Consider the following 12,503-nt stretch of genomic DNA (forward strand, 5'->3'; position numbering starts at 1 on the left):
CTGTGGCGTACTGCACGATCCAGGCCGCGAGAGACGCGGGGTGCACCGGCGTTGACGCCGTCGTCGCCGCGTGGATCACGGCTGCCCAGGAGGGTATCGAGCGGTACACGCAGCAGGTCTTCGAACCCACCGACCTGGTGGTGGTGGCGGACGTGGGCGCGGACGGACTGGTCATCCTGCCGCGCCGCGTCCGCCAGGTCACTGCGGTCATGCCCGTCCTGGCCGCCGACGACGGCCCGTCGATTCCGTCGTCGGCGTGGCGTGTCACGTCGTCTGACGTGCTCGGACAGGTCGACGCCGTGCACCTGGCGTGGGGCGGCTGGGACGACCTGGTGGTGGGGGCCGAGTCGTACAACGGGGGCTGGCTCGGCCTGTGGGAGCGGTGGGGCGCCGAGCAGGTGAAGGTGGTCGGGGAGTTCGGCTACGACGCGCCGCCGCTCCTCGTCGCGCAGGCGTGCGCGCTGCTCGCCGCCCACCTCCAGGCGCAGGCCGCCCCGTCCGACGCCGACGCCGTCCAGGACCCGGGCCTCGACGTGGACGACGAGGGCAACAACGTCCGCATCGAGGACACCGCCGACGACGGGACGTCGGGCGTCGTCTCGGCCGCCGCGTCCACCGGATCGACGCAGGTCGACGCCCTGGTGGCGGGCTACCTCAACCGCGGCCCCAGCGTGATCGGAGGTGTGTGATGGCTCGCGCGCGTGTCCGGATGCCTGTCCGGCTGAACGCGTCCGTCTCGCAGACGGTCAACACCCGCGCCTACGAGCAGGGTGTGCGCCGCTGGTTCGGGCGCATGTCCGACGACGTGGCGCGCGCCGTCGACCGGACCCGCATCGACGTGCAGAACGAGGCACGGCGGCGGGCGCCGGTGGACACCGGCCGTCTGCGGTCCTCGATCGTGTCCCGGACCGAGAGGTCCGGGCGGCAGGTCGGGTACGTGATCGGCACGAACGTCAGCTACGCGGCGGCCGTGGAGTACGGCACCAGCCCGCACGTCATCAAGCCGTCGAAGAAGAAGGCTCTGTACTGGCCGGGCGCGGCGCACCCGGTCGGCAAGGTCAACCATCCCGGCACGCGGGCGCAGCCGTTCCTCCGTCCGGCCGTGGAAATGGCGGAAATCTTCTTCCGGGCGCACGCCTCCCAGATCGGCAGGCGCTGATGGCCGCCACCACGTCGGCCGCCATCAAAGCGCGCCTGGAGTCCCTGGCGTTCGGTGTGCCCGTCTTCCGTGACGGGCCCCGCGAGGGCCAGGCGCCGCCGTACATCGTCGTCCAGGAGGGCATGCCCGCTGGGTGGGACGGCCCGGCCAACGGCGACTTCGGCGACCCGGACGCCGAGATCAACATCATCGAGACCGTCACCGTGGACCTGGTCCAGCTGGCCCGGGTGAAGGCCAGCGCGACCACCACGAAGAACGCCGAACGCTACGGGCTCGCCGAGGCCATCGCCCACGCCCTCCACGGCTGCCAGCTCCCCGCGCACCCCGCGCCCGTACACGCCGTCCGCGTCCAGGACATCGACCGCATCCCCATCAGCGACAACCGCGTCAGGCACTCCCTCACCGTCCAGATCCGGCGGGAGCTGCTGCGCAGCGAGGTGATCCCCGCATGACCATCACGTTCCTACCACTCGACCGGGACGCCGTCCTCAGCTACCTCGGCACCGCGTGGCCGGCACGTCCGGGCACGACGTACGAGCGTGTCCGCTTCCTGTCGGAGGAGGGGCACGGGGTGCTGGCGGTGCAGTCGGGAAGTCAGCCCGGCATCAGCTGGTACGTGGTCGACGGGGTGGTGGTGCCGCAGGATGCGGGGCCGCCGCCGGGCCTGGAGGGCGACGAGATGATCACGCTTCCTCCGGATGAGGAACTCCCCCCGCCGACCTCGTCGTTCGGCGCGGACGCGCCCGCGTAGGGCCGGAACCCGGCACCAGGAAGGACATACCCGCCATGCCCATCTCGCGAGTCACCAAGCTGTACGCGGTGCAGGACGCGAAGATCTCACCGCTCCTCACCGACCCCGAGGGCGGCAGCCCCACGTACGGGGATCTCATCGATGTGCCCGGCATCAAGTCCATGGAGATCAGCGGCGACATCGAGGTCAAGGAGCTCCGCGGCGACAACACGCTGCTCGACTCGGACTCGTCGATCAGCAACATCACCGTGAGCTTCCCCCACGCCAAGCTCAGCCTGGACGTGCTGATGGCGCTGATCTCCAGCACCGTCACCGACTCCGGGACCACGCCCGCGCAGTCGTCCGTGTGGGAGATGGACAACACCGCCAAGCCGAAGCCGTTCAAGGTGGAGGGTGTCACCCCGGTCTCCGGTGGTGACCTGATCGGCGGCGACGTCCACTTCACGCTGCACAAGTGCATCATGTCCAGCTTCCCCGGGCTCGGCCTGGCCGAGGAGGACTACCGCACGATCGCGACCGAGGCGCGCGCGGTCCCGCTCATCTCCACCGGCAAGTGGATCAAGGTGACGGTCAACGAGACCGCCGCCGCGATCGCCTGACGCCGGGCGGGCGCGTCCTCGCTCAACGCGCCCGCCCGGCCCCCACCCCACCCGCAGGCCGAACCCCGGCACTCACGTAGGGACCCCATCACCATGACGCAAGGCCTCGACCTCCTCGGCGGAGGCGGCACCATCCCGCTGTCCGACGGCACCGAGATCACCCTTCGCTACCCGCTCCGCGCGCTCGCCCTGCTGGAGGCCCGGTACGGGTCCGTGGTCGCCGTGCAGACCGCGGTCGACATCAGCGGCCAGGGCGCCGCGTTCGGCCCGATGATCCAGCTCATCGGTGCGGGCTGCGTCGGGCCCGGCGGGTTCGAGCCGCACTACCGCGAGCACCAGGACGCCAAGGGCGAACGGCGCATCAGCGGCGACATCGTGTACCGGCGGCGCACAGACGGCGCCGACCTCGCCGACCTGCTGCTGCCCGCGCAGATGAACCGCTACATGGACTGCTTCAACGCCGCGTTCAGCACGGCGCTGGAAGGCCTGGGAAACGACGACGCCCCGGAGGCCGACGGGGCGACCACGACGACGGTGGAGACGATTTCCCCTGGTCTCAGCTCTACTACCTCGCCGTCGGTGCCCTCCACATTCCACCCGACGCCTTCTGGGACATGACCCTGGGCCAGCTGATGACGCTGGCCGACGAGTACCAGGCCGCCCACCAGACCGGTGGCAACCGACCATCCGAACCCGCCGACGGCGCCTCCCTCCTGGGGTTCGCCGCGATGCGCCGTACCTGAGGAGGTGGCATGGCGAACGACATCAACCTGCCGAACCTCGTCTCCCACCTCGGCGTGCACATCGACTCGGTGTCCGGCGAACTGGCGGACGCCTCCCGGCAGGGCTCAGCCATGGGCTCCGCCCTCGGCACGGGCATCCACCGCGAACTCGACAACATCCTCCGCCACCTGCCACAGGTACAGATCGACGGCGACTCCGAGCCCCTGGACCGCGACCTGGCCCGCGTCCACCGGCAGCTCGCCCAACTCGACGCGCAGCGCATCGGCGTGGACATCTCCGTCCCCGACGCCCTCCGCCAACTGGACGATCTGGAGACCCACCTCCGCCGGATCAGCGACGAGCACCACGACGTCAACGTCCAGGCCGCGACGCGCGGCGCCGTCCGCCAGCTCGAGGAACTGAGGCTCGCCGCTCAGCGGGCCGACGACACCGACGTGGACATCGACGTCGATGTCCACGAGGACCGCATCAACCGCTTCCACGGCCTGCTCGGCAAGCTCGGCGGGATGGCCGGCCCGATCGGCGGGATCGCCGGGTCGGTCGCCAAGGTGGGCGCCGCGCTGGGCACCACCGTCCCGGCCGCGGCCGGGCTGGTATCGACGCTGGCTCAGGTGGCTCCGGCCGCCGGGATCGCCGCGACCGGGGTAGCTGCGGTGGGCCTGGCCGTGGGCACGGTGAAGCTGGCCACGAAGGGCGTCGGCGATGCGCTGTCGAACGCGCTCGACCCCAGCAAGGCGAAGGAGTTCAACGAGGCGCTGAAGGGCCTGGCCCCGAACGCGCGCGAGTTCGCGAAGTCGATCCGGGACATGGGCCCCTCGCTCAAGTCCCTCCAGCAGGGCGTGCAGGACCGCTTCTTCGACGGGCTCGGCGCCAGCCTGGAGCGCACCGGCAAGGCCGTGCTGCCCGTACTGCGCACCAACCTGGACTCGTCGGCAGTCGCCATGCGGAACATGGCGACCGGCACGCTCACGGCCGCCGGCTACCTGGGGTCGTCCGGGACCCTGGGCAAGGCGCTCGGCTCCGCGTCGGCCGGCCTGCGCAATCTGTCCGGGATCCCGGCGGTCATCGTCAACGGGCTGGGGCAGGTGGCGGCGGCGGCCGGCCCGTCCTTCGAGCGGCTGACCGCGGCGGCGGGCCGGGGCGCGGCAGGGATCGGAGACAAGCTCGCCACCGCGTTCCAGTCGGGCGGCATGCAGAAGGCCATCGAGCAGGCGGTGGGCCTGATCAGGCAGCTCGGAACGATCGCCGGGAACGTGGGCCACATCATCGGGGCAGTCTTCAACGCGGTCCCGGCCGGTGGCGGCGGCGCCCTGGCGATGCTTCAGCAGGTCACGGCGGCCATTGCGGACGTGGCGAAGAGCGCGGGCGTGCAGGACGCTCTGAAGGCGCTGTTCGCCACGATGGGCACGATCGGCGCGACGGTGGCGCCGCTTCTCGGTCAGGCGCTTCAGGCGGTCGCTCCGGTGTTCACCGCGCTCGGCCCGCCGATCCAGACCGTGGTGAAAGCGCTGGGCGCCGGGCTGTCCCCGATCATCAAGGCGCTCGGACCGGTCCTCCAGGTCGCGGCCGTCGCCGTCGGCAAACTGCTGACGGCGATCGCACCGCTGCTGCCGGTCGTCGGCCAGCTCGTGGCCGCGCTGCTGCCCGCGCTGTCGCCGCTGCTGGCCGCCGTCGGCCAGGTCGTCGCGGCTGCGGCACCCGTCGTGCTGCTCCTGGCGAAGGCGTTGCAGACGGCACTGGCACCGATCATCGCCCAGCTCCCGACGATCATCGCGCCGTTCACGTCGCTGCTGGTGCAGCTCGCGCAGACCCTGTTCCCCGTCCTCGCGAAGCTGGTCGTGGCCCTGGCCCCGATGCTCGCCGCGCTGGGGAAGACGTTCGCCACGCTGATGGTCGCGGTCGCTCCGCTCCTCGGGGTCTTGGGAGATCTGGTCGTCACGCTGCTGACGGCGCTGATGCCGATCATCAACCCGCTGATCTCCCTCATCGGGCTGCTCGCGAAGGTGTTCGCGACGGGCCTCTCGGCGATGCTGACCGGCGTCGTCGTGCCCGTCCTGAAGATCGTCGTGGCCCTCCTCAAGGGCGACTTCTCCGGGGCCTGGACGATCGCGAAGGACGCCGTGTCAAGGGCAGGCCAGTTCATCGGGCAGGTCGCGCAGAAGATCGGACCGATGATCGCGCAGGGCGTGATGGCGGCGATCAACTGGTTGAAGGGCATGCCGTCCCGGGCGGCATCAGCGATCTCGGGCCTGAACTCCGCGCTCGTGAACGCGGCCACCCACGCGGGCGCGGCCATGGCCTCGGCGATCTCCTCGAAGATCAGCTCCGCCGTGTCCTACGTGAAGAGCTTGCCCTCGCGCGCCCAGTCCGCGCTCGGCGGCCTCGGCGGGATCCTCACGGCGGCCGGCCGCCAGCTCATCCAGGGGTTCATCAACGGCATCAGCTCAATGTTCGGCGCGGTGAAGTCCAAGCTGGGCGGCCTCACCGACAGCCTGACGGACTGGAAGGGGCCCCCGGACAGGGACGCGACGATCCTCACCCCGGCCGGCCGTCTGCTCATCAGCGGGTTCATGACCGGGATCGACCAGGCGACGCCAGGTCTGCGGCGGCAGCTGCACGAGCTGACTCGGCAGCTTCCCGGGATGCTGAGTCTGGGGGCGTCGGTGGACGCGTCAGCGATGGCGGTCCTGCCGCAGGTGACGGCGCCGTCCGGCGGGCAGCTCGCCGCCCTGTACGCGCGCCCCGGGACCGGCGGCCAGAGCAACACGTTCCACCTGTACGGCTCCGACGCGAGCCCGGACGGCATCATCGACGCCCTGTCGTGGCGTGCTCTGGTGGAGGGCTGACATGGCACAGCAGCGACTGGGACGAGTCCAGTGGGGGGACCTCCTGCTCGGGCCGGGCAGCCCCTACGCGGTGACCGCGGTGTCGGGCCTGGACGACCTGCCCGATGTGCGCAGCGAGGACGTGGACCGCCCCGGGCAGCACGGCACGTACACGGGCCCGGACTACGTGGGGGCCCGAACGATCCAGATGAAATTCGGTCTGCGCGGGGACAGCCCCGACGACCTCCGCGCGCTCACCCTGGCCCTGCGCGCCGCGACGCAGCCGCAGGACCAGCCGGCCCCGTTGCAGCTCCTCGACCAGGACACTCTGGTGTACGCCAAGGTGAGGCGGCGCAGCATCCCGTACGACGCCGAGTACCTGTGGCGTATCGGGGACGCGGCGATCGAGTGGTACTGCGCCGACCCACACCTCTACGGGCTCGCCGAGCGGTCCGCGTCCACGACCGCCTACAGTCCGGCGGCCGGCCGCTCCTACCCGCTGCTGCCCCCGCGCTCGTACGGGGCGCAGGGTACGAGCGGGCAGATCAGCGCGCCGAATGACGGAGCGGCGCCCGCGTACCCGCTGCTGCGGGTGAGCGGTCCGATCGCCTCGCCGAGCATCGAGCAGCCCAACTCCGGGGCGCTGCTCGTGCTGGACGTCACCTTGCAGGCCGGGGAGTACGTCCTGATCGACACCCGGTCCCGGGCGGTGCTCTACATGGGGTCGTCGCCGCGCCGCTCCTGGGTGCGCGGCGGGTCCACGTGGCCGCTGCTGTTGCCCGGCCCCAACACGCTCACGTTCCGCGGTTCCGCTCTGCCTGGGGACCCCGGCCAGATGTCCCTGCTCACCGTCACCTGGCGTGACACCAGCCTGTAAGGAGGCCCGCCCGTGGCACCCATCAGCCCGCCCGCCTGGATGCAGGCCGGAAGCTACCCGGCCCGCACGGACCGGCTTGTTCTCGCCGCGCTCCTCGGGTACCCGGGTTTCTCGACCGATGAGGCGACCCCGCTGCGGATCCGGCAGGGCGTCAAGCCCTCCTACCAGAATCAGCAGCTCAAGGTGCGCGCGGCGGCCACCCCGAACATGACCGTCATCGTCAGCGCCGGGTTCGCTTTTGTCGACAATCACGATGTCGGCGGGTACGGCACCTACGTCTGCGTCAACGACGCCGACTACACCGTGACCATCGCCCCCGCAGGAGGAGACGGACAGTACCGCAAGGACTGCATCGTCGCCTCGGTGTACGACGCCGAGACCGCCGGGGCCACGAACGAGTTCCGGATCGAGGCGATCCAGGGCCCGTACGCGGCGAGCGCCGGAGCGACGGTGCGGGGCTCGCTCCCGCCGAACGCGCAGATCCTCGCCGACATCAGCGTGGGCCCGAACCAGACGAGCGTGGCCGCGGGCAACATCGGCGACGTCCGTAACTACAGCGTCGCGGCGGGCGGGATCGTGCCGATCCTGTCCAGCGTCGACATGAACCACCCGGCACCCGGGCAGGTCCGCTACCGCACGGACACGGACACGTTCGTGTACGGCAAGGCCGACGGCACGACCGCGGCCCTGCTGGACTCCTCCGGCGGCAGCACGGTCGGCAAATCCCTCTTCGCCCGCAAGACCGCCGGCCTGGACCGCACGAGCACCACCCTGACCGCCGACCCGAACCTGTCGGTGACGCTCCTGCCCAACGCGGTGTACCGGCTTGAGGCCACCCTGTTCGTGTCGACGACCGACGCGGCCGGGGACATCTCTCTGCAGTGGCAGCTCCCGGGCAGTAGCACCGCGGAGTGGGCGTTCATCGGGCAGGACGGTAGCAGCGCGGGCACCTCGGGCAGCATCTCTACCCAGGCGGTCACGAGCGGTGCGACCGTGATGGGCGCGGTCCGCGGCGCCGACCTGACCATCCAGTCCACTGGTCTGGTGGAGACGGACTCGGCGGGCGGCGCCTTCACCCTGCTGTGGGGCCGGTCCGGCTCGTTCGGAACGGTCACGCTGAAGGCGCGATCGCACATGGTCCTGACCAGGGTGGCCTGACATGGCGGCCGACCTGACCGCGCTGGTCCCGCAGCGCCTCGCCGCGGGCGACGAGCAGGCGCAGCACACCTACACCTACCTGTTCGCGGACCTGCGCACCGACACCATCCTGGCCGAGCTGCCTCTGACCGACGTCACCTACAACTACACCCTCAACGGGATCGGGCAGTTGCGGGCGACCGTCCCGTACAACTCGGAGACGATCCCTCTCGACCCGGAGACCGCGACCACCCCGGCTCGGACCACGGTGTACGTGGACCGGGACGGGGTCATCGTGTGGGGCGGCATCGTGTGGACCCGGGCGAACGCCCGCGGCGGCAAGGAGATCCAAGCCAGCGAGTTCCTGTCCTACTACCAGCGTCGCTACGTGAAGAAGACTCTGTCCACTGATCCGGCCCAGATCGCCAACACCGCGTACGTCGAAGCGGGTGGGCAGCGCCTGTACTCCGACCAGATGTGGCTGGCCTGGTCGCTGCTGCGGTACGCCACCGCCCAGCCGGGTGGCGACATCGGCATCAACTTCGATGCCCTGGCCGGGCCCGCGCACGGCGTGTCCCGCACCGCCACCTACTACAGCTACGAGCGGCCGGAGATCTACAAGGCGATCGAGGAACTGGCCGCGGCGGACAACGGGTTCGACTTCGCGGTGGAGGTCGGGTGGACGCAGGTCGCGAACAACGTGGCGCCGCAGCGGTACCGGCGCGCGCGCACCTGGTTCCCCCGGCGGGGCCGGACCGCAGCCCAGTCCGGGCTGGTCTTCAGCAAGGGCGGCGGCTACGGGTCGATCCTCTCCTACGACTGGCCCGAGGACGGCACGAGCATGGTGACCGAGATGACCGGGCTCGGCGCCGGTACGGGCGATGCCCGCATCGTGAAGACGGCGTCGGCCGGGGATCTCCTGGCGTCGGGCTGGCCGTTGCTCGAGGGGGTGGCTACCTACGACGATGTGACCGACGAGGCGCAGGTGCAGGGGCTGACGAACTCGGACCTGACCGCCCAGTCGCAGGCGCAGGTGCAGCCGGTGTTCGTGGTGGCCGCGGACGCCGACCCCGTCTTCGGTTCCTACTCGGTGGGCGACGAGGCGCTGTTCGTGGTCGACCCGGAGCCACTGTCCCCGGCGGGCCGCGAGGCGGTGCTGCGGATCGTCGGCATCGAGAACACTTCAGCGGCGGGCCCGGAGCGTGTCCGTCTGACCTGCGCGGCGGTGTGACATGCCGAGGTCAGCCAGCACTCCGAGCATTCTCCAGCGGCTCGCCACTGTCGAGCAGCAGCTCGCCGGTCTCCGCCGGTCCGGGTGGGAGCGGGACGAGGTCCCGTTCTACCCGACGTCGCTGCACGGCCTGGTCTACGAGGACGCCACGAGCTGGATCACGCTGTGGGAGACGATCATCAGCCCGCGCACGAGCCGCCTGGATCTGGGCCTGGTCCTGATCGGCGATGTGGTGAGCAGCACCAACACGGGCGGGGAGTGGCAGGTGCTGTTCGATGCGGCGGTCGTCGCGAACGGCAACGTCCCCGCCACGTTCGCGTACACCTTCCCGACCTTGTCGCTCGGCCTGGCCGCGTACCGGACGGCGCCTCAGCTGAAGGTGCAGGTGCAGGTACGTCGCACGAGCGGGGCTACGACCGGCGGTCGGTACGGGGGCGGCGGCTCCATCGGCGGCTCGCCCCGGTACGCCCGACTCCTCTGAAAGGGAACCCATGAAACTCGTCACCCGCGCGCAGCTCGGCTGGCCCGCGTCGGCCGCGCCCACCCAGACGTCCACCAAGGGCGTGAAGATCCACTACGAGGGCACGCCCGTCAGCACCCGGCTCCTCGCCGACCACGACGCGTGCATCGCCGAGTGGAAGGCCATCCGCGCCAGCCACCTGGCGAACAAGCAGGAGAACTACTCCGACGTCGCCTACAACTACGCCGCCTGCCCCCACGGCTACCTGCTGGAGGGCCGAGGCATCGGCAAGCGGACCGGCGCCAACGGCAACCAGGATTTGAACCGGGCGCACTACGCGATCGTCGGGCTCGTCGGATCGTCCGGGCTCACCGAGCCGTCCGACGCCATGCTCGGCGCGCTCCGCGACGGCATCGACCTGCTGCGCCAGCACGGTGCAGGCAACGAGATCAAGGGGCACCGGGACGGCTACGCCACCGAGTGCCCCGGGGCCCGGCTCTACGCCTGGGTCCAGAAGGGCGCGCCGCGTCCTGCCGCCAATTCCCCAGCCCCCTCGACTCCCAAGGAGAACGACGACATGCAGCTCAACGACCGCGTGAATCTCACCGAGAAGGTCAACGGCAAGACCAAGCTCTTGTGGGCGGGCGAGCTGATCCAGAACCGATCCGACATCAGCGTGGAGTACGCGCTCGGCTGCGCGGCCGCGAGCCTCTTCGTCGCCAACAGCACGAAGGGTGAGGTGCAGTCGCTGGCCAAGAAGGTGGACGAGCTGACCGCGCTCATCAAGCAGTTCGCCACGAAGGATGCCTGACCCATGGACGAGATCCGCCTGCCCGCCGCCGACACCGTCGTCCAGACCGCCGCCACCTACGGCCGTGACCTCGCCGAGCGCACCGTGGCCACGTTCGTCGGCGCGGCCTGCGCGGTCGGCGTCGCTGCTGGCCCGGCCGACATGTTCCGCGCCAGCTTCTGGCAGACCATGGGCGCGGCCGGGCTCGCCGCCGTGTTCTCCCTCCTGAAGGGCCTCGCCGCGCGGGCCGTCGGCCAGAAGAACTCCGCCAGCTCCGCGCCGGGCGTCTGATGGCGGCCGCGGCGGCACGGCGGCTCAGGCAGCAGCTAGGCCGCCGCGGCGCGCTCCTCACCCTCAAGGGTGTCGTCGCTGCGGGCTACGGCGCCGGGCAGATCATCACCCCGACCGGCGACAGTCACGGCCTCACCCTGCTGCTGAGGCTGCTGCCCCTCCACGGCTGGGGCTGGGTGTGGATCGGCGCGGGCGCCGTCTCCCTGTCCTGCGCGTGGCTGCCCGCGCGCCGGGACTGGCCCGGGTTCGTCGCGGTGTGGCTGATCGCGTCGGCATGGGCCATGGCCTACCTGGTGTCCTGGTGGCCGCTATGCGAGTCCCCGCACGGCTGGGTCATCGCGCTCGTCTTCGGCGCGTTCGGCGCGGTCTGCCTGGTGGCCATCGGCTGGGACGAACCACCCGCACGATCGGAGCCACCACGTGAACCCTGAGATGCTGACCGCGCTGTCCGCCCTCGCCGTCGCAGGCGTCACGGCCGTGGGCGGCATCGCCACGGCCATCATCGGCCGGCGGCAGCCGCGCGGGCAGCGGCGCCGCGACGACTTCGCTGCCGTCACCGACCGCATGGACCGGGAGATCACCCGCCAGGGCGAGCGGATAGACGAGCTGGAGGAAGACGCCGAGCGGGACCGGGCGCGGATCACGGCGCAGGATTTCGCGATCCGGTATCTGGCTGGGTGGGCGCGGTCGCTGGTTGGCTACATGCGGTCCCAGCAGCTCGAACCCCCGCCGCCACCGCAGCCGGTCCCGGACGAGGTGCGCCCGTACCTGCACGACATCACGTCGTGACCGCCGCGCCGTCCTCCTCCGGGAGGGCGGGGCCGCTTCATCAGGGCTGGGGGTCGGCGACGAAAGATCCGAGGCCGCGCACCGTGTACACCACACCCTCCTCACGCAGCCGCCCCAGCGTCTTCTGCGCCGTGTCCACGGCCACCCCGTACTCGGCAACCAGCTGCTGCACGGACGGCACGCGGGTCCTCGGCGGGTACGTGCCGTCCGCGATCCGCTCCCGGATCACGTCGGCGATCTGCTCCCACCTCGGCCGATCTGCCTGCCACTCAATCACGCGGGCACCGTAGGCAGGGACCCGCCTGTACCGCGATCGGTAGAACTTGATGGTTGCGGAGGGTGTACTACCCCATACCAGGGGTATGGTCGGCGGCACAGAAATCCCCCGCGGCCTGGCAGGGCCCGGGGGACGGCCACCGCTACCCGCAGGAGCAGTGACGCATGGATCGTAGACCACCCGCCCCGGCCACAGCAGAGTCCGGATGTGCCCAGTGCGCGCGGCATCAGGCGGCGCTCGCGGACGCCGCCCGGCGCCGGGACTACTCGGGCGCCAGCGACCAGCGAGTCCTTCTCGCCCGCCACCGCGTCACCGACCACGGATCCGTGCGGTGACCCGGCGCGCGGACGGGCCCGTCCGGCTCATGACGATGCGGGTCATCCGCATCCGCGACGGCCGGATCATCGAGCAGCGGCCCGCGGTAGAGGTCACAGCCGACGACCAGTTCAACCCGTACGCGGTCACCTCCGCGTGGCCGCCGTGCCAGTGCCCCCTCCACCGCAGCCGGTAGATCCCGCTCCCGGATGCGCCACCGGGGAGCGGTCCGCGGCCCGTCTCTGCCCCCCGTCAGGG

18 protein-coding genes are annotated in these 12,503 nt (G+C 71.1%); 17 read left to right on the plus strand and 1 reads right to left on the minus strand.

Features of this window, described 5'->3' with window-relative positions; genetic code table 11:
* The first annotated feature begins 2 nt into the window (after positions 1 to 2).
* From R4Z62_RS16495 to R4Z62_RS16570, 16 genes are all read left to right on the plus strand, one after another.
* Entirely contained in the window at positions 3 to 689 is a 687-nt protein-coding gene (locus R4Z62_RS16495) for a hypothetical protein (protein WP_491520187.1), read from the plus strand.
* Positions 690 to 709: 20 nt separating this feature from the next.
* Positions 710 to 1,159 carry an HK97-gp10 family putative phage morphogenesis protein gene (locus tag R4Z62_RS16500; protein ID WP_491520188.1) on the plus strand — a complete coding sequence of 150 codons (450 nt, stop codon included), beginning with the start codon at positions 710 to 712 and terminating at the stop codon, positions 1,157 to 1,159.
* Positions 1,159 to 1,611 (plus strand): hypothetical protein, encoded by a 453-nt coding sequence (locus R4Z62_RS16505; RefSeq protein WP_491520189.1) that lies wholly within the window; start codon positions 1,159 to 1,161, stop codon positions 1,609 to 1,611. The genes R4Z62_RS16500 and R4Z62_RS16505 overlap by 1 nt, the downstream gene beginning before the upstream one ends.
* Entirely contained in the window at positions 1,608 to 1,910 is a 303-nt protein-coding gene (locus tag R4Z62_RS16510; protein ID WP_491520190.1) for a hypothetical protein, read from the plus strand. Before R4Z62_RS16505 ends, R4Z62_RS16510 begins: the two co-directional genes overlap by 4 nt.
* Before the next feature lie 35 nt (positions 1,911 to 1,945).
* The gene (locus R4Z62_RS16515; protein ID WP_491520191.1) at positions 1,946 to 2,509 is read left to right on the plus strand and encodes a major tail protein; all 564 of its coding nucleotides are present in this window, start codon (positions 1,946 to 1,948) and stop codon (positions 2,507 to 2,509) included.
* 93 nt (positions 2,510 to 2,602) lie between these two features.
* On the plus strand, positions 2,603 to 3,127 hold the full coding sequence (locus R4Z62_RS16520; protein WP_491520192.1) for a hypothetical protein: 525 nt from the start codon (positions 2,603 to 2,605) through the stop codon (positions 3,125 to 3,127).
* Positions 3,100 to 3,252 (plus strand): hypothetical protein, encoded by a 153-nt coding sequence (locus R4Z62_RS16525; RefSeq protein WP_491521885.1) that lies wholly within the window; start codon positions 3,100 to 3,102, stop codon positions 3,250 to 3,252. The genes R4Z62_RS16520 and R4Z62_RS16525 overlap by 28 nt, the downstream gene beginning before the upstream one ends.
* A 9-nt stretch (positions 3,253 to 3,261) precedes the next feature.
* Positions 3,262 to 6,099: a phage tail protein gene (locus tag R4Z62_RS16530; RefSeq protein ID WP_491520193.1), complete on the plus strand. Its 2,838-nt coding sequence runs from the start codon at positions 3,262 to 3,264 to the stop codon at positions 6,097 to 6,099.
* A 1-nt stretch (position 6,100) separates the two neighbouring features.
* Positions 6,101 to 6,955 (plus strand): phage distal tail protein, encoded by an 855-nt coding sequence (locus R4Z62_RS16535; protein ID WP_491520194.1) that lies wholly within the window; start codon positions 6,101 to 6,103, stop codon positions 6,953 to 6,955.
* Positions 6,956 to 6,967: 12 nt separating this feature from the next.
* A complete protein-coding gene (locus R4Z62_RS16540; RefSeq protein ID WP_491520195.1) occupies positions 6,968 to 8,113 on the plus strand; it encodes a hypothetical protein in 1,146 nt (381 codons plus the stop codon).
* Between the two features lies 1 nt (position 8,114).
* Entirely contained in the window at positions 8,115 to 9,323 is a 1,209-nt protein-coding gene (locus tag R4Z62_RS16545; RefSeq protein WP_491520196.1) for a hypothetical protein, read from the plus strand.
* Position 9,324: 1 nt separating this feature from the next.
* Complete coding sequence (locus tag R4Z62_RS16550; protein WP_491520197.1) at positions 9,325 to 9,804, plus strand: hypothetical protein; 480 nt, start codon at positions 9,325 to 9,327, stop codon at positions 9,802 to 9,804.
* A gap of 10 nt (positions 9,805 to 9,814) precedes the next feature.
* Positions 9,815 to 10,594: a peptidoglycan recognition protein family protein gene (locus tag R4Z62_RS16555; protein WP_491520198.1), complete on the plus strand. Its 780-nt coding sequence runs from the start codon at positions 9,815 to 9,817 to the stop codon at positions 10,592 to 10,594.
* A gap of 3 nt (positions 10,595 to 10,597) precedes the next feature.
* On the plus strand, positions 10,598 to 10,864 hold the full coding sequence (locus R4Z62_RS16560) for a holin (RefSeq protein WP_491520199.1): 267 nt from the start codon (positions 10,598 to 10,600) through the stop codon (positions 10,862 to 10,864).
* Complete coding sequence (locus tag R4Z62_RS16565) at positions 10,864 to 11,295, plus strand: hypothetical protein (RefSeq protein WP_491520200.1); 432 nt, start codon at positions 10,864 to 10,866, stop codon at positions 11,293 to 11,295. The genes R4Z62_RS16560 and R4Z62_RS16565 overlap by 1 nt, the downstream gene beginning before the upstream one ends.
* Positions 11,285 to 11,653: a hypothetical protein gene (locus tag R4Z62_RS16570; protein ID WP_491520201.1), complete on the plus strand. Its 369-nt coding sequence runs from the start codon at positions 11,285 to 11,287 to the stop codon at positions 11,651 to 11,653. Before R4Z62_RS16565 ends, R4Z62_RS16570 begins: the two co-directional genes overlap by 11 nt.
* A 40-nt stretch (positions 11,654 to 11,693) precedes the next feature.
* Here the strand turns inward: R4Z62_RS16570 and R4Z62_RS16575 are convergent, their stop codons facing one another.
* Positions 11,694 to 11,930: a GntR family transcriptional regulator gene (locus R4Z62_RS16575; protein ID WP_491520202.1), complete on the minus strand. Its 237-nt coding sequence runs from the start codon at positions 11,928 to 11,930 to the stop codon at positions 11,694 to 11,696.
* Between the two features lie 331 nt (positions 11,931 to 12,261).
* Between R4Z62_RS16575 and R4Z62_RS16580 the strand changes: the two genes are divergently transcribed.
* Complete coding sequence (locus R4Z62_RS16580; protein WP_491520203.1) at positions 12,262 to 12,441, plus strand: hypothetical protein; 180 nt, start codon at positions 12,262 to 12,264, stop codon at positions 12,439 to 12,441.
* Positions 12,442 to 12,503 lie beyond the last annotated feature (62 nt).

This window comes from Streptomyces sp. PL-25 (genome assembly GCF_058344915.1).